The organism is Aliidiomarina quisquiliarum (genome assembly GCF_023922585.1).
GTDB lineage: Bacteria > Pseudomonadota > Gammaproteobacteria > Enterobacterales > Alteromonadaceae > Aliidiomarina > Aliidiomarina quisquiliarum.
Genome location: NZ_JAMFTN010000052.1, coordinates 1 through 17675, shown reverse-complemented (window position 1 = coordinate 17675; position 17675 = coordinate 1). Strand labels below are relative to the sequence as shown.

The following is a 17675-nucleotide window of genomic DNA, read 5'->3' as shown; positions in this document are numbered from 1 at the left end:
AGCCTGCCTATTTATTTGTGAAATACTGGCGCAAGTTTACTGGCCTACGGCTGTATATGCAACCAGTAGTCGGTTTACAGCAGTGCCCGCAAGGCCTGCAAGTTATCGATGGTAGCGTGGGGCAGCCACGTAACTGCTGGTATACCTTCTGCAGGCTTGAACGGCGAGTTATACCACAGCGCTTGGGCGCCAAAGCGGAGTGCACCTTGTACGTCGCTAACGGGGTGGTCGCCAATATGCAGCATTTGACTTGGGTGTTGCAGCTGAATTTTTTCAGCTGCAACTTCAAACATATCGGTGAAAGGTTTGCCACGAACGCCTTGGCCGGGCCGGAAAGCTGCGGCAAAATAGTCACCTAAGCCAATGCGGTGAATGTCGGCATTGCCATTACTAATTGCAATTAAGGTATATTTTTCTGCTAGCAGCGCTAACAACTCATGTACGCCTTGCTCAATACCCACTTGATTTCGAGCGACAAAAAACGCTTCCATGGCTTCTTTGGCTATGGCTTCAGCATTAACAACGTTACGTTTGGCCAGCTCACGCTCAAAAGTAGCTAAGCGCAAGGCGGTCATGTCACTACCAAGCTCAGCGTCTTCCGCTGCCATTTGTTGGCGCAAACTACGCCACTGCTCCACATTAACACCCGCCAACTCAGGACTACGCGCGCCAATAAAGTCGACCAAATACTGTTCGGCTTTCACCATAACTGGCGCGTTGGCATATAAGGTATCGTCAAGATCAAAACTTAACACACGGATAGGCTCTAAACGGCGATGAATTTGCCAAGACATTTTATTTCCTCGTTGATTATGTTCTATTATGTTCATGCTTTTAACCTAGAATACCTCACTAAGGATAGAATAATGCAAACGGACATTAAGATATGAGTAAGCGCACCCACTTTATTTATATTGTACTCATTAGTCTTGTACTCATCGGCTGGTTTTTCGATCAGCAAAGGCTGAAGTCAGAACCAACCACGCCTGCCATTTCAGCAAGCACTGAGCACGTTGTTGGCAATAACGCTGAGTTTTTAAGTACGAACGCTGAAAAGCTGGAGCCTGAACCTACCACTATCGCCACCGCAGCAACCCCTGGGCCCGTTATTGATAACCAAGCAGCATTGGAGTTAGAACCAACTCCTGATGTGGCGGCATTACTGCAACAGCAAGTGACAGACTATACCACCCAGTTTTATGATGAAGACTATGATACCGATTGGTCGTATACAGCAGTGCAGCAAATAAAAGACCTTTTCGCCTTACATGCAAAAGAGCTTGAAAGCTTTAATGTAGTAGCTATTGAATGCAAGAGCTCTGTTTGCCAAATTAAAACCCATATTGAAGGGCATCACTTTATGGGCCTTATGCATTTACAAAAAGTTCTCGTAACACAAGATTGGTATGGTACAAACAGTGAAACGACCATGACAACAAAAAACGATGGCGAACCCCATGAAGTTTATATTTCTTTAGACCGTTAATCTTGATTAGTAAAAACTAGGAGTCTTTCTTTTTGGCCCGTGGGTGGGCGTCGTCGTATACCTTCGCTAAATGGGCAAAATCAACTTGGGTATAAATTTGCGTGGTGCTTAAATTGGCATGGCCAAGCAGCTCTTGCACAGCGCGTAAGTCGCGGCTTGATTCTAAAATATGGGTAGCAAAGCTGTGTCGTAATTTATGCGGGTGAACGTTATCGGCTACACCTTGAATAATGCCCCACTTGCGTAACCGCAGTTGTACTGACCGAGCACTAATGCGGCGTTGCTGATTACTTAAAAAAAGTGCGGGGTCGCTAGCGCCAGCCCAGTTACTGCGCTCTGTAAGCCACAGCTCTAGCCAACGCTGGGCTTCTTTCCCCACCGGCACAATACGCGTTTTTTGGCCTTTACCCACCACTCGTAACTCTCGGTCTGGGTGAATGTCGTTTACATTTAAGCTTACCAATTCAGCGAGCCGTAAACCGCTGCTATAAAACAGCTCGAACATGGCGCGATCGCGCAGCGCTAGCGGGTCGTCGGGGGCAATATCAAGCAGCTTCATTACCCCGTCTACATCAAGGTTTTTGGGTAACCGCTTGGGTGCTTTAGGTGCTTGTATTTGGCGCGCCGGGTTTGCTTTTAAAATGTTTTTGCGTAGCAGGTCATCACAAAATGAGCGCAGCGCCGACAAGCGTTGTTGAATGGTAGAAATACCGTTGCTTTTTCGCCGCCACTGCAATACTAGCTGTTCTACATGCGGAGCCTTAAGTTGCGACCACGAGGTTATGCCAAAGCCGGTTAAATCACGGGTTACGCGTGTTAATTGGCGCCGATAACTATCGACGCTATGGGGCGAATAATTACGTACTTCGGCCAAGTATTGAATATAACGCTCGACCTCTGCTTGCATCATGTTAGTCCGTTTGCGCCAGTAGCCTTGGCAAAATTACACTTAATAGCGCTTGCAGCTGGGTAATAAGCAAGTAGTCCATTTCAGGTTCAAAGTGGGCTGGGTCTTTGCTGCCAAACGCCAGCATTCCTAGTTCTTGGTTATTGCCAAGCAAAACCAAGGCCACCGACTCTACTTGCTCGTCGCGGAACAGTAGTTTTTGCTCTTCTTTGCTTACCCGGCCTAAATAAACACTACCATTGGCAAAGCGTTTACTTAATAACTGCTTATGCGTGTCGGAAGTAAATGAATACTGTTCAGCTAGTTCGATAGGGCTGTCGAAAAACTTCAACGACAACTCGGGCAAAGCTAATTTTTGCTGGAAGGTTTCTTTCATACTAGCCAGCACATCGTCTATGGTTTCACACTTCAATAGCTGTACATAAAGTGCGCTATAGCCTTTGAAAATCTTCTCGCTACGCCTTGCATTTACCATTAACGAGGTTATTTCTTCCTGCAGTGCCGCAATTTGTTCACGTAAAATACGCTGTTGGCGTTCCACTAAGGAAATAGAGCCTGCTTGTTGGTGACGCAGGTTCATTTGCGACAACAAATGCCCATGTTGTTCAAAAAAGTTCGGATGCTGCTCTAAATATTCCACCACCATTTCAGCGTCGAGTATATTGCCCATAAGCTCTGCTGCGGTCGATTTTTGTTCACTCATAAGGTTAATTGTCCGTCGTATACATGTTCTGCTGGCCCACGCATCCATACACTTTGGCCGCGCTGCCAAGTAATAGTTAAGCTGCCACCAGGCAAGCTAATAGTTGCTGGTGAAGTTAGTTTATTTTGTAATATGCCCCACACAGCCGCCGCGCAAGCACCTGTGCCGCAGGCTCGTGTTTCACCTGCGCCACGTTCAAACACGCGCAATTGAGCGCTGCGTTCACCGGTAATTTGCATAAAGCCAACGTTTGTTCCGGCTGGAAAACGTTCGTGTTTAGTTAACAAAGCGCCCACTTCCAATACGGGTGCCTGCTGCACATTGTCGACTAACATTATACAGTGCGGGTTACCCATGCTTATGGCGCCACACAAAAACGTTTGCTCGCCTGCTCGTAAAATATAGGTTAGCTCTTCTTTATTCGCTTTAAACGGAATGGCATGGGGCTCTAATCGCGGCTTGCCCATATCGACACTTACTTGATTTTCACCATCAAGCCGAATTTTAATAACACCACTTTTGGTTGAAACAGTAATTTCATCTTTATTGGTTAGCCCTTTCATGCGTACAAAACGCCCAAAACAACGGGCACCATTACCGCATTGTTCTACTTCGGTGCCGTCGGCATTAAAAATACGATAGTGAAAATCTACATCGGGGTCATAGGGCGGTTCAACTAATAATAACTGATCAAACCCTACGCCTAAATTACGGTCGGCTAATTGTTTTATTTGGGTTGGATTAAAAAATATATTTTGGGTGACGTTGTCCACCACCATAAAGTCATTACCTAACCCATGCATTTTAGAAAAATGAAGTTGCATTCAGTTGCCTTTATGTTCTTCTCTGTGTCCTTCAGGGAATTAGCGACTCACCGCGCCACAAATCTTCTCGTGTTTCACGGGCGCGAATTAAGTATGTGTCCGATCTATCTACCATGACCTCTGCTGGTCGTGGGCGCGAATTATAATTAGAACTCATGGTAAAACCATAGGCGCCCGCACTCATAACAGCAAGCAAGTCACCCGGCTGTACAACAAGCGAGCGGTTTTGACCTAAAAAGTCACCAGTTTCGCAAACGGGCCCTACAATATCGCCTTGAATGGAGCAGCCTTGGCGTGGTTGTACATTCACAATATCATGCCAGGCTTGGTACAACGAGGGCCGCAACAAATCATTCATGCCCGCGTCAACCATTACAAAGTGTTTTATTTTATTCGACTTCAGCAATTCAACCCGCGTAAGTAATACCCCAGCATTAGCTACAATAGCGCGCCCCGGCTCTAAGTAAAGCGCAAGACTTTGCCGCTTACGGGTAGATAATTTATGCAGCAGCGCTTGAATATAGTCGCTAACCGGTGGTGGCGCTTCTTTGCCATAACGAACTCCCAGCCCGCCCCCCATATCGAGATGTTGCACTTGAATACCTTTGCCTGCCAGTTGCTCTATTAAGTCAAGCATGCGGTCCATAGCGTCTAGGAAGGGTTGTATTTGAGTAAGTTGCGAACCTATATGACAGGCTACTCCAACAATGTTCAAGCCCGGTAACTGCGCTGCTTGCTCATAGCTAGCGACAGCTTCTGCCATGGCAATACCAAATTTGTTTTGCTCTAAACCAGTGGCAATGTACGGGTGGGTTTGAGCGTCAACGTCGGGGTTTACCCGCAAGCTAATAGCAGCAACAACGCCAAGTTCAAGGGCAATACGGTTAATTTGCTCAAGTTCACTGCGGCTTTCTACATTAAACTGACCAATACCTAACTGTAGTGCTTCACGAACTTCTGTGTCGGACTTGGCCACGCCAGAAAAAACAATTCGTTGCGCTTGGCCACCGGCTTTTAATACTCGTGCAATTTCGCCGCCAGACACCACATCGAAGCCCGCACCTAAACGGGCCAGCACTTGTAACACAGCAAGGTTGCTATTGGCTTTTACGGCAAAGCACACTCGGTGTGGTTCAGGTAAATACTCGGCAAAGGCTCGCCATTGGCGTTCTATGGCAGCTCGTGAGTATACATATAAAGGCGTACCATAGGTTGTAGCGAGCTCAAGCAGCGAAACCGACTCCGCATGTAGCACACCATTTTTTAAGGAAAAATCTGACATAAAGTTTTATTACGTCTCCGGCGGAGAAGGTTCAGTAGAAGGGGTGTCGTTTGCCGGTGGTTGTTCCGGCAAATACAACGGGCCTTTTTGACCACACCCGGCCACCGACAACACCAGTAAAAAAAGCAACACCGCTAGGCTCGTGCGTTTTATCATAAGTAACGTTACACTAGGCTAAAAGAAGCTCATAATCGCATTCACAGGGCTGTTTGTCATCCGATCATCTCGTCATACGTCATTCGGACGTTTACAAAACAACATTCAGTGAACTGGCGGAAGCTTAAATGAACAAAAAACATGCAACACACATTTAAACTACGGTTTAATACAACTATACGGTGATGGCTGTTCAATGACCTCAACACAAAGTAAAAAACAAACACTAACCATAGCAACTCGTAAAAGCATGCTAGCCATGTGGCAAGCCGAGCATATTAAAGCCCAGTTAGAGTCGCTTCATAGCGACTTAGCTGTCACGCTACTGCCTATGAGTACGCGTGGTGATATTATTTTAGACACGCCACTGGCCAAAATTGGCGGTAAGGGCCTTTTCGTTAAAGAACTAGAAGTAGCTATGCTGGAACACCGAGCCGACCTTGCCGTACATTCTATGAAAGACCTACCGGTAGAATTCCCTGAAGGGCTAAAACTAGCAACCATTACCAAGCGTGAAGACCCGCGCGACGCTTTTGTTTCTAATAAATATCAGCAGCTGGCCGACTTACCCGCTGGGGCCATTGTTGGTACCTGTAGCTTGCGTCGACGTTGCCAAATTGCAGCTAAATACCCGCAATTAGTTATTAAAGACTTGCGCGGCAACGTGCAAACACGGTTACGGAAACTCGACGAAGGTGAATTTGACGCTATTATTCTAGCCGCTTCTGGCCTTATTCGTTTAGAGTTGGAAGACCGTATTACGTCGCTATTGTCTGTTGAAGACTCATTACCGGCAAATGGCCAAGGTGCCTTAGGCATTGAATGTCGTAGCGATGACGAGCGCATAAAAGCCTTATTAAAGCCATTAAATGACCGCGACACCAGTGACTGCGTGTTAGCCGAGCGAGCAATGAATAGAACTTTACAAGGTGGTTGCCAAGTACCTATTGGTGCCTATGCCATACTAGAAGGCGACCATGTGTGGTTACGTGGTTTAGTAGGCAGCCCTGACGGTGAACAAATTATTCGGGCTGAATTAAAAGCCCCCCGCAGTGACGCTGAAAACTTAGGCAAACGCGTGGCCGAACTATTGTTAGCCCAAGGTGCGGGCGAAATTCTTCAAGCCGTATATGAAGCAAAGGACGAGTAAATGAGTCGTGGCGTATTAATTATCCGGGCAGAACAAGAGCAAAGTGTACTCGAGCTAAAACTACGCGAGCGTGGCTTTAATCCTTACTGTCATTCCATGGTGGATATTAATGCGCTAACGCCAAGCGACGCCGAAAAAGAACTCTGGCTGCAAACTCGTTGGGACGGCATTGTTGCTGTTAGTCCTAATGCTGTACGTTTTTTTGAGCAGGTGGTTGCTACCGACGCTTGGCCACAAGCAAACAAGCACTATTTCAGCGTTGGCCCGGGCACCGGCGAGCCTTTGTTAAGCCGTGCCAAACAACCGGTTACTTGGCCCACTTTAGAACACAATAGCGACGCCTTATTAGCCTTAACTGAACTTCAGCAGGTTGAGAATGAGCAATGGCTAATTATTAATGGCACCCCTGGCCGTAGTATTATCCCTGATACGCTGACTGAACGGGGTGCTAGCGTAACCATAGCCAGCGTGTATGAGCGCGTGCCCAAAGAAAACACGGCGGCTAAAATTGCTAGCGAATGGTTCGAACAAATTGACCGCATTCTTGTCAGTAGTAAAGAGCAGGCAGAATTACTCACCGCCTACTTGCAGCAAGAAGGGCTTTCTGACTGGGCAAAGTCTTGCCATTGGGTGGTACCGAGTGAACGTATTGCTGAAGTATTGCGTGATTTTGGTGTAACAAGCCCGCATATTCACTTTGCTACGAGCGCTATGGCCGATGACTTAGTGGCCGCTACTATACGGATAAAAACAGTGACGCCTATGACAGCACAAACCATACCACAGCCTGAAGAAACCAAGCCGACTGCACCCAAAGAAGCTAAACCCCGCTCCGAGTCGCGCTTCTGGACTCGTTTTTTCATTTTTATTCTTTTGCTTTCTGTCCTTACGCTTAGTGCTGGCGGTTGGTATTTATGGCAGCAGCAAACTGCTCTCGTAAGTGCTACCGAGCAAGAATTTGACGCTTTACGCAATCGCCTGTCTGCAGCGCAACGCACCGACGCTGAATTTGAAGCCCGCTTAACGGCCCGTTTACAGCAAGACGCCAATGAACGCATTAACAAGCAAGGCGAAAAACAACAGCAACAAATTTCCGAGTTACGTGCTCAACAAGAGTCTCACCAAAGCCGATTACGCCAGCAGGTTGCACAGCAAGAGCAAGACTTAATACGCCTTAGTCAACGTGTGCGGGCGTCGGAAAGTCGCAAGGCCGACGGTTGGTTACTGAGTGAAGCCTATGACCGAGTAAATATTGCCGTACAGCGCTTAAGTATTGATGGCGACCCTGCCGTAGCGCTGAGTTTATTAACCGTGGCAAAAGAAATACTAGCCGACGACCGTTCAAATTATCAGACCATTATCGATCAGTTAGAGCGCGACATTGCCATGGTCGCTGCCGTACCTGCAGTAGACTATTCAGGCGTTTTACTGCAACTACAAGATATGCAGCGCCAAATAGCGGGCTTACCCATGAAGTTTGATGTTCATGCCATAATTGACCGCGAACCGGCTGAAGTTTCTGCAGACACTCGCGATTGGCGTGATAACTTAGCCAATGCGTGGAAATCATTTAGTGCTGACTTAGTGCGTATTCAACGCGACGCAGATTTACCCATACGTTTAAATCAAGAGCAACGCTTAACCTTGAATAGCCGCTTAGAATTACAGTTACAGCTTGCTCAGCAAGCTTTAAACCGTCACCAGCAAGACGTGTTTAACTCAACTCTAAACGAGGTACATGAATTGGTAACCACCTACTTCGATTTAGCGGATTTAAAGACAACGCACTTTCTGGCGGCTTTAAATTCGGTACGTAATTTAACCATAGTAACCGAATTTCCCACTAACCTGTTGTCGCGCGCTATGTTGCGTGAACGCTTGCGCGACCTAGAAAGTAAACCACAACAGGCCACGGAGGGCGACAATGATTAAATACAGCCTAATTGTTTTAGCTATTGTTATTGGTCTTGTTATTGCTCCTTTTTGGAGTGGCAGTACTGGCTATGTTTTGGTGCGAGCCGCTGGCTATACAATAGAAACCAGTTTGGTTGTGGCTGTATTATTACTTGTTCTGGTAGTTGTTGTTATATGGTTTATTGCCACTTTGGTTAAACGCTTATTGCACAGTAAGTTATGGACCAAACGTTGGCTAAAAGTTCGTCGTGAACGTAAAGCCATTAAAAACCTACGGGCCTCATTAGACGCTTGGTTAAACCGAGACTATCAAGCCAGCGCAGAGTTGGCAGACAAAAGTAAGTTTGATCACCCCGACCCACAGCTGGCCTATGCTTTAGCTGCCGCTGCCTATGGCGAAGCAGGTGCAAACGACGATCAGCGCCGATTATTAACTGAAGCGCGCATAGCTGGCTTTGAAAGTGAAAGTTTAGAGGTGTTACGTTTGCTAAACACCAACGACGCAGCCGAAGCCTTAAGTTTGGCTGAAGGGTTAAGTAGCCGAAAAAAACTCACTCCCGCGCTATGGCGTGCTATTGCCGAACAATTAGCTCGGTTTGAACACTGGGCAACCTTGCGTGACTTATTGCCTCGTATTGAACAACAACAAGCATTGCCACCAATACGCTTGCATAAGCTCAAGCGACTTTGTTTTCAAGCTTTATTCCGAGCAGAGTTGTCTCTTGCTGGTTTTGAACAGAAATGGAAAAGCTTAAGCAAGGCAGAGCGCCGCAACCCAGCTATCCGTATCGCTTATATTGAAGTGCTCGTAATGAAAGGCCACCACGCAGTAGCCGCTAAAGTAACCGAGCGAGGCCTAAAACGAGGCGAACTAAATATTCATGAAATTATAGCCTTGTCGCCTGAGCTATGGGCGAAAGACGAATCTTTACATACGTGGGTTGGGCAGAAAGTTAAGGCGGATCCAGATAATGTTGATGCACTAACACTATATGCTGCCACCCGTTTTATTGACCAAGAATATGAGCTGGCAGAACAAGCTTTGCGTGAAGCGCTGCTTATTCAACCAGAGCAATATACCTATCGGTTACTTGGGGAAACCCTGTTGGCTGCCAACAAACCTGAAGGTGCTTTACAAGCGTTCCGAAAAGCAAGTGGCCAACGGTAGCAGGAGAACAACTTGCGCGTAGTGTGGATCGCTCTTGTAAGCATAATACTTCTTGTACCTAGTACAGCTATGGCCGCAGAAAAAAGCGAGCCCGCGCGTGTTTATGTAACCATTGAAGGCCTTAATGGCCGCGCTTTAACTAATGCAACACACCTTTTAAGTATTTTTGAGCACCACAGCAAAGTAGCTCCCGGTGAAGGCCGCCTACGTTATTTACATAACCAAGCCCGACGAGAATTTCGGCGCGCTTTGTCACCGTATGGATATTATCGCTACGACTATACTGCCAGTCTCGAACAACGAAACGGCAATTGGTATGCCAACTATAAAATAATCCTTGGCGAGCCTATTCCTATTCGCAATGTTACTATAACCATAGCGGGCCCTGGCCATGAAGATGCCACTTTTTATACGCTTATAGACCAGCTACCTTTAGTAACCAACACCCCTTTGCGTCATGCGGATTATGAAACCGCGAAATCACGCCTTCGGCGCCATGCTTCTGAACGCGGTTATTATCAGGCCGAATTTTCCACTCATGAATTACGTATCGACGTAGCCAGCTACACGGCCGATATTGTGCTGGTGTTAGACACTGGCCCGCGGTATCGGTACGGCAAAATTTTTATTTCGCCTGGGCATCTAGATGACGACGTAATGCGCCGTTTTATAGGTTTTAAAGAGGGCGACTACGTTTCAGCTAACGATTTACTTGAATTACAACTTGGTTTTTCCGACAGTAACTACTTTAGCCGTGTTGAAGTGCAGCCCCTTTGGGCAACGGCCAGCGACGACTTTAGCGTGCCAGTTAATATTGAGTACGAGCAAAATAAGCGCACTCACTACCAAGCAGGTATTGGTTACGGTACCGACACTGGGCCAAGGCTAAAGTTTGAACAGAGTAGACGCTGGGTAAACGCTCGCGGACACCGCTTTAGCACCCAAGTACAAGCGTCTGAAATACTTACCAGTGTGGGTGCTAGCTATACGTTTCCAGGGGTTCGGCCACAAGCTGATCAGTATGTGTTACGGGCATTATGGACCGACGAAAATACTAGCACTGTACAATCGGAACGATTTACTTATGGTGCAAGCTGGCAAAGCCAACGCGAGCGCGTGCAACAAATTATTTCGGTTGATTGGCAAGACGAGCGCGACCGCCTAGACGGTAATGTTCGTAAAACCCAGTATTTAATACCTAGCGCCCAATGGACACGGGTGCATACGGCAAATAGATTAAATGTTTCCAACGGCTGGCGGCTTTCTTTAACGGTGCGTGGTGCCACCAAAGAGCTATTTTCAGACTCAGACTTTCTACAAACCCTTGCTTACGCTAAATATGTTTCGCAAATTACCGAGCGCGTACGCTTTATTACCCGAGCGGAAGTGGGCACTTCGATGACCAGCAATTTTGACCAGGTGCCTACCTCGTTGCGTTTTTACGCCGGTGGCGACCGCAGTATACGAGGTTATGCCTACCGTTCTGTTTCGCCACGTAACGACCGTGGCGAAGTTGAGGGAGCACGCAATATTGTTGTTGGCAGCGTTGAAACCGACTACGAAATTAAGCCTAATTGGCGCCTTGCAGCCTTTATTGATTCGGGCAATACCTTTAACGACGTCAGTGACTCTTTTAAAATTGGCGTTGGTGTTGGGTTTCGTTGGCAAAGTCCTATTGGGCCAGTACGCGTTGACTTTGCTTCAGGGCTTTCTGACCCCGGCGATTCGCTACGCTTACACTTAACCATAGGGCCAGACTTATGATGCAGCGCCTTTTTTGGTATGGGTTCAGCAAAGCGTTCACTTACTTATTGGCAGCAATTTTGTCACTGATTGTAGTGCTATTGTTTTTACTTAGCACCCAAGCGGGTAGTCGTTTTACTGTAAATACGGCCCACCGCTGGGTACAAGATTGGGTTCAGTTTGAGTCTTTTGAAGGTACCTTACTGCGTGATTTTACCTTTAATAAGGTACTTGTTAGTTTGCCCGCAGGTGAAGTTGTTAAGCTTAACGAAGTTCGTTTTCGTTGGCGTCCTTGGCAACTATTACAAAACCAATTTCATATTAGAATTATCGACATTAACGGCATGCATATTAATTTGCCCGATACTGAAAGTGAATCCGCGCCAATAGCATGGCCTATTATGCTACCGAATATAAACATTAATATGCGTATTCGTTTCGACCACCTGCTGGTAGAAAACACCACGTTGCAAATGGGCGAGCAGTCATTCCTTATCCATCGAGTACAAACGCGGGGACGTTATGAAGACAATCAATTGCGCTTACATGACTTTCAACTCAACGCTCCTGAAGGCCGCGTACAACTACGAGCTAAACTAAGCCCGCACGACGGTTATGCTATTAGTGTTGAGGGTGAGCTACACACCGACTTGCCTGATATTGGCAGTGTCGCTACTCAAATTGAACTACAGGGAAGCGTACTCGACCAACTAAATTTTTCTATTGAAGCAAAAGGTGGTATTGCCGCTTTAGTAACAGGCCAAGCCCAACAACTTCTTTCTGGCACACCTAAATGGCAACTAGACGCCGCTCTTTATGAGCTAAACCACCCAAGCGTACACCAACATGTTAGTAATTTTACCGTGCAGTTTAATGGCAGCGGTGATCTGCAAGAAGCCGTAGGCCATTTACTTATTACTGGGGTTTCCCATGAATATGGCTTAATTACCTTACAAGCAAACGGCATTTTTGCCGAAAACAAAGCCGAACTGACTCAGTTTTCTATCCAAGCTAGTGAGCTTGGCTTAGACGCTCAAGTATATGGCAATGCACACATCACTCCTGAAAAGTTAATAATTGCCATGGAAGGCGATACCCAATGGCGCGATTATCCACAATTAGCTATGGCGCTTAATTACAAGGGTAATTTTCGTCAGGTAGACGACTTGTTGCTAGAGCTGAAAACTGAACTAGGCGCTATTCGTGTGTCGGGTTTTGCCGCTTGGCATACGATTCCCACTTGGAATTTCACCCTTGAAACAGATGCACTACAGCTTGATCGCCTTATGCTTCCCCAAAATATTCAGCAATACCTGCAAAGCAGCTTATTAAACAGTTCCTTACATATTAAAGGCGAATGGAGTGACAACCTACAATATGCCCAGCTAAATATAACTAAACTAAACACCACCGTTGACCAGCAAGCGCTGGCTTTTACAGGCCAAGCCACCTTCGATAACAATAATCTTTTATTGGAAAACCTTGCTCTTGCGCTTGGGGAAGGTCACTTGCAGGCTTCGGGCAGTGGCACCCTAAATAGTTTTACATTGCTGCTAAACGCAGCACAGTTGCAGTTCGATGGTTTTAGCTTCGCGGCCTTAAATGCAGATCTCTGGTTTGACGCAAGCTTGCAGAAGCTGCCGCTTGGTAAACTTTCAATTGTTGATTTCGCCCAAGAAAATGGTTTGCCAGCAACATCTGCCAAGCTTACTCTCAGTCAAAACACAGCTTACCGCGCTCATCTAGAGGGCTCTGGTGCAAATTTAGACGCTACAACGGTAGTAACCGGTGAATGGCTGAACGGTGCTTGGCAAGGCACAGTAGAGCAATTAGAGCTTAGTTACCCAGACCTTGGTGATTGGCAATTAAACGCACCAACAGCCTTTGCCTTTGCCGATGGTTCTGCACTGGTGAGCCCATTCTGTTTAACGGTAAACTCCCATGAAGCCAAGCTATGTGCGGGTTTAGAATGGTTACCTGCAGAAAGTGTATTTAACGCAGACCTCAGCATGAGCAATATTGCCCTAAATTTATTCAAACCATGGTTGCCTAGCACGCTTACCGCACAAGGCAGTTTAGACGTCGAGGCTCATTATAACCAGCAGGGCTATACGCGCTCTTATCAAGGCCATGTGTATTTACACGAAACACATTTAGAACTACCCGATCAAGACGTTAATTTAGTGCTTCGAGCGAGTAATATTGTTGAGTTGCATGGCAACGAAAATAGATTAGATGGCCGGATTACTATTGGTACCGACGCGGTAGACGGTGGAATTATTGGTGCTTTTGCCATCAACTCTCCGTTTCAAGAGCCTACAATAAATGCCGAAATAGACTTAGATTTTGCCAGTTTGAATATTGTTAGCCTGCTTATACCCGATATTCAAAATGTGAAAGGCGAGCTGAACGGCCACTTCCAACTGCAGGGACCATTGGTGAAACCTGCCATTGCTGGCCAATTAGCACTTAATGGTGCGGGTGCAGAAGTGCCTTCTGCAGGACTTACCCTCAAGCAGCTTAACCTTAGCATTCAATCGCCAGTACAAATTGGCCAGCCTTTTACCATGTCAGGTAGTGTTCGTTCAGGTGCCGGTGAGCTGCAATTAGTAGGACAATACGACTTAGCCACTCATATTTCACAATTGCACCTGGTGGGTGAGAATTTTACGGCTATGAATAGCCGCGAAATTTTATTGGTAGTTAGCCCAGATTCGCAAATAGAAATAGGTCCTAACTTAATGCGAGTACGCGGCAACATTACTGTACCCAAAGCCCTTATAACTCCACCCGACTTCAAAACCGTAGAGTTGGCTTCAACAGACACAATAATTTTACGCGGCGAAGAAACCCTTTGGCAAAATTCATCGCAAAGTATTGCCGATATAGATATACAAATGTCCTTAGGCGACAATTTCAAAGTACAAGCCTATGGCTTCGACGGCCGGCTAGCGGGGCGTATTCGCATTATTGAAAAGCCCAACCAAGACACCACCGCTGTAGGCAATATTAAGGTAGAGTCGGGGCGTTATGAACTATATGGGCAGTCCCTTAACATTGATCGTGGCGCGTTAGTATTCACAGGCGGTGCAGTTTCAAACCCGGGCTTAGACTTGCGGGTTAGTCGTGCTTTCGACATTGAAAAAGTAACCGTTGGTGCTCGCGTTGGGGGTTCATTACAACAACCCAGCTTAAGCCTATTTTCAACCCCAACTATGCAAGACGCTGAGGTACTTTCTTATTTAATATTTGGCCGCGGTTTTGGCGAAGAAACGGGTGAAGACCAAAACATGCTGTTAAAAGCAAGTTTAGCTTTGGGCATGCAGGGTGGAAACCTATTAGGCGAGCGCTTAAGTACTAGTTTAGGTGTTGACGATATCATGCTTGATGCGGGTGATACGCTAGACAGTGCGTCACTCTATATAGGGAAGCAACTATCATCACGTCTTTATGTGAAGTATGGCATTGGGCTTGTGGAGCCGGTAAATACCTTTTTTATCCGCTATCGATTAACCGACTACCTAAGCTTTGAAACACAAACCGGCACCTTAGGCTCAGGTGCCGACCTGTTTTATAGTATTGAGCGTTAAAGGCTTTTTGCTACCCCTATCACACCACATAGAACACGCGCTCCGGCGTTTCCTACAGGTTGTGAGGTTAAGTCATCAGCTTGGGCGTGAACAATCACTGCGCGCCCTACAATTGACTGTGCGCCGCTCATGGCAAGGTGACTATCGGCAACTTCGTATTCCACAATGCCGTTGCTATTAGACACCAAGTTACCCAGATCACCCACATGGCGCTCAGCATCGTACGGGGCACCGTGGTTCATATTGCTTGGATTAAAGTGGCCACCGGCAGACGTACCATTTGGCGCGCTACAGTCGCCATACTCATGCACGTGAAAGCCATGGGTGCTATTACTAGGTAAGCCTTCAATATGAACGGTAACTTGTACTTTGTCGCCTGTTTGGTGAAACATCACCTGGCCTTGAATGCCTTCATTCCCGGCAGTTGGGTTTAAATGGGCAACCAAGCTACCTGGCTGTATTTCATGGTGGTGTGCTGCGCTATGGTCAGCGCTACAAGCAGAAAGGCCCGCAACCAGTGCGAGCCCTATAACGATCTGTCTAATCATAGGAAGTCTCCTCGGTTAAGAAGAGACTACTATATCACGCCAATGTAATAGATATCGGCTGTTGACGAACACGTGCTTTTTGCAGTTTACGTAAAACTTCACCTGGCAAGCTTTTTGGTAACTGCACTGTCGCATGCTTGTCGAATAATTGAATTTCGCCGATATACTTACTGTCTAAGTTACCTTCGTTAGCAATTGCACCGACGAGGTCACCCGGGCGAGCACCGTGCTCTTTACCTACCGACAAGCGGTACGTATCAAACTCGATATTCATACGCGGTTTGCGTTCGCGAACAGGAGCCCTGCCTTTATTGTCAAAGCGGGCACCACGTTCGCTGCGCTCACTACGGCGTCCGCCACGCTCATCTCGACCACGTGAATTAAAGTCGTTACGCTCACGACGAGGTGCTGGCTCTTCTTTAACAATAAGAGGGCGCTGCTTTTGGAATTCATATAACAAAGCGGCGGCAACTTCTTCTAAAGTACGTTCTGAACCTTCAACAATCTGGTTAAGTAACGAAGCCATTTCAGTCATGTTAGGTCTGTCCATTAAAGCAACCAGTGCTTCTTGGGCTTTACCAATACGGTGCTTAGTTAATTCGCGACCACGTGGTACATCGATCATTTCAATCGTACCATTCGTTGAACGCTCATAACGCTTCAGCATATGCATTTCGCGTGGGCGAACAAACGATATCGACTCACCTGAGCGACCTGCACGGCCAGTACGGCCAATACGGTGAACATATGATTCTGCTTCTTGTGGTAAGTCATAGTTAATAACATGGCTTACACCAGGCACGTCTAATCCACGAGCAACTACGTCGGTTGCTACTAGAATGCGAACTTTACCTGCTTTCAATTCGTTAACTGTTGCTTCACGCTGGTCTTGGTTCATGTCGCCATTCAAACCTGCAGCAGCAAAACCACGGTCACGTAAATGGCTCGCTAGGGTTAAAGTGTCTTGGCGTGTGCGTACAAACACTAGTACAAGCTCATAATCGCTAGTTTCTAAAATACGCTCTAAACCAGCGTCTTTAGTTAAACCCTGTACACGCCAAGCTTTTTGCGTAATATTCGCGTTATTTGCTTGTGACGAGGCAATTTTCACATGCACTGGGTTAGATAAGAAGGTATTTGCAATTTTGCGAATCTGTGGTGGCATAGTAGCTGAGAATAAGCAGCGCTGAGCTGTGTCTGGAACCTGCTCCATGATCCATTCAATGTCTTCTAAGAAGCCCATATTTAACATTTCGTCGGCTTCGTCAAGTACAGCTACTTTTAACTGGCTTAACGACAAGGTGCCTTTACGCAAGTGGTCCATTAAACGGCCTGGTGTACCAACAACAACTTGTGCACCGCCACGAAGTAATTTAACTTGTGGGCCGTAAGCCGAACCACCGTAAATAGTCGCCACGTTTAAGCCACGCATATGTTTTCCCATGGCTTCAATTTGTTCAGCCACCTGTAAGGCCAGCTCACGGGTAGGTGCAACTACTAATAACTGTGCGCCGCGTACTGTCGTATCTATATTGGCAAGCGCAGGCAAACCAAAGGCAGCCGTTTTACCGGTTCCTGTTTGTGCTTCACCTAAAACGTTTTTGTGCTCTAGCAAGGCTGGAATAGCTTGTTGCTGAATTGGTGTCGGGTTGGTGTAACCCATTTCAGAAATAGCTCGTAAAATTGGCTCTGGTAATTCCAAAGCTGAAAAGGTATTAAATTCAGTCATATTTTTCCCACTAATAAACGACCGCCACCGAAGACGGAAAACTCATTTTAAATCAGACTCGGCATACAGATCGCTTTCGCGCAAACCGCGAGGGGCGCTGATAGAACCAAGGCTGGGCATTGGCGTTCCTAATGAACGCAACTGACAACTGCCCCTTAGACCCTGTTCTCATGTGAGCGGGTGCTTACTGCTGCACCGCTTCTTAAAGTTGCCAGGCTTTGAATGCCTGCAAGATAGGGGACCACTGTCATTCTGTTCCACTTAGTTACCCAAGCGGACACGCATTCTAACAGGACGCAACACAAACTGTTGTTGTTTGTTTGTTAAATCTAGCCTTAGCAGCCAAATCGTAGGTAAGGCACCGCCTTACGCCGCACCATTGGTGAACGATAGGCCATGCGATGGTTTGGGTGGGTGGTCACGTTTTACGGCAGGCCATGCCTCTATTCGTCAGGCGGTGCCTGACCTACCCTGG

The 17675-nt window shown here is 46.9% G+C and carries 14 protein-coding genes; 6 read left to right on the top strand and 8 right to left on the bottom strand.

The annotated features are described in order from the left end of the window. Positions 1-74: 74 nt before the first annotated feature. Positions 75-794, bottom strand: coding sequence for an HAD-IA family hydrolase (locus M1L23_RS13715; protein WP_252628001.1), 720 nt, complete (start codon positions 792-794; stop codon positions 75-77). Between the two features lie 92 nt (positions 795-886). Here M1L23_RS13715 and M1L23_RS13710 point away from each other — a divergent pair, with 92 nt between their 5' ends. Continuing rightward, positions 887-1486 (top strand): hypothetical protein, encoded by a 600-nt coding sequence (locus M1L23_RS13710; RefSeq protein WP_252628000.1) that lies wholly within the window; start codon positions 887-889, stop codon positions 1484-1486. Between the two features lie 16 nt (positions 1487-1502). Here the strand turns inward: M1L23_RS13710 and xerC are convergent, their stop codons facing one another. From xerC to lptM, 5 genes are read right to left on the bottom strand one after another with little or no spacing between them, the layout of a single operon-like run. Then, positions 1503-2396 (bottom strand): tyrosine recombinase XerC, encoded by an 894-nt coding sequence (xerC, locus tag M1L23_RS13705; protein ID WP_252627999.1) that lies wholly within the window; start codon positions 2394-2396, stop codon positions 1503-1505. 1 nt (position 2397) lies between these two features. Beyond that, the gene (locus tag M1L23_RS13700) at positions 2398-3096 is read right to left on the bottom strand and encodes a DUF484 family protein (RefSeq protein WP_252627998.1); all 699 of its coding nucleotides are present in this window, start codon (positions 3094-3096) and stop codon (positions 2398-2400) included. Next, positions 3093-3920: a diaminopimelate epimerase gene (gene dapF / locus M1L23_RS13695; RefSeq protein WP_252627997.1), complete on the bottom strand. Its 828-nt coding sequence runs from the start codon at positions 3918-3920 to the stop codon at positions 3093-3095. The genes M1L23_RS13700 and dapF overlap by 4 nt, the downstream gene beginning before the upstream one ends. 31 nt (positions 3921-3951) lie before the next feature. Continuing rightward, entirely contained in the window at positions 3952-5202 is a 1251-nt protein-coding gene (gene lysA / locus M1L23_RS13690) for a diaminopimelate decarboxylase (RefSeq protein WP_252627996.1), read from the bottom strand. A gap of 9 nt (positions 5203-5211) precedes the next feature. After that, entirely contained in the window at positions 5212-5358 is a 147-nt protein-coding gene (lptM, locus tag M1L23_RS13685) for an LPS translocon maturation chaperone LptM (RefSeq protein ID WP_252627995.1), read from the bottom strand. 196 nt (positions 5359-5554) lie between these two features. On the opposite strand from lptM, the gene hemC reads away from it, so the two are divergent. The 5 genes from hemC (at position 5555) to M1L23_RS13660 (ending at position 14923) form a co-directional block, all read left to right on the top strand. Continuing rightward, entirely contained in the window at positions 5555-6508 is a 954-nt protein-coding gene (gene hemC, locus M1L23_RS13680) for a hydroxymethylbilane synthase (RefSeq protein WP_252627994.1), read from the top strand. Further along, positions 6509-8440, top strand: a complete 1932-nt coding sequence (locus tag M1L23_RS13675; protein ID WP_252627993.1) for a uroporphyrinogen-III C-methyltransferase — start codon at positions 6509-6511, stop codon at positions 8438-8440. Beyond that, complete coding sequence (locus tag M1L23_RS13670; RefSeq protein ID WP_252627992.1) at positions 8433-9590, top strand: heme biosynthesis HemY N-terminal domain-containing protein; 1158 nt, start codon at positions 8433-8435, stop codon at positions 9588-9590. Before M1L23_RS13675 ends, M1L23_RS13670 begins: the two co-directional genes overlap by 8 nt. A 69-nt stretch (positions 9591-9659) precedes the next feature. Further along, the gene (locus tag M1L23_RS13665) at positions 9660-11354 is read left to right on the top strand and encodes an autotransporter assembly complex protein TamA (RefSeq protein ID WP_252627991.1); all 1695 of its coding nucleotides are present in this window, start codon (positions 9660-9662) and stop codon (positions 11352-11354) included. Continuing rightward, complete coding sequence (locus tag M1L23_RS13660; RefSeq protein WP_252627990.1) at positions 11351-14923, top strand: translocation/assembly module TamB domain-containing protein; 3573 nt, start codon at positions 11351-11353, stop codon at positions 14921-14923. The genes M1L23_RS13665 and M1L23_RS13660 overlap by 4 nt, the downstream gene beginning before the upstream one ends. On the opposite strand, the gene M1L23_RS13655 is transcribed toward M1L23_RS13660, so the two are convergent. Both M1L23_RS13655 and M1L23_RS13650 read right to left on the bottom strand, forming a co-directional pair. Continuing rightward, on the bottom strand, positions 14920-15471 hold the full coding sequence (locus M1L23_RS13655; protein ID WP_252627989.1) for a superoxide dismutase family protein: 552 nt from the start codon (positions 15469-15471) through the stop codon (positions 14920-14922). The two genes, M1L23_RS13660 and M1L23_RS13655, sit on opposite strands and share 4 nt — an antisense overlap. A gap of 34 nt (positions 15472-15505) precedes the next feature. After that, complete coding sequence (locus tag M1L23_RS13650; RefSeq protein WP_252627988.1) at positions 15506-17200, bottom strand: DEAD/DEAH box helicase; 1695 nt, start codon at positions 17198-17200, stop codon at positions 15506-15508. Between the last annotated feature and the right edge of the window lie 475 nt (positions 17201-17675).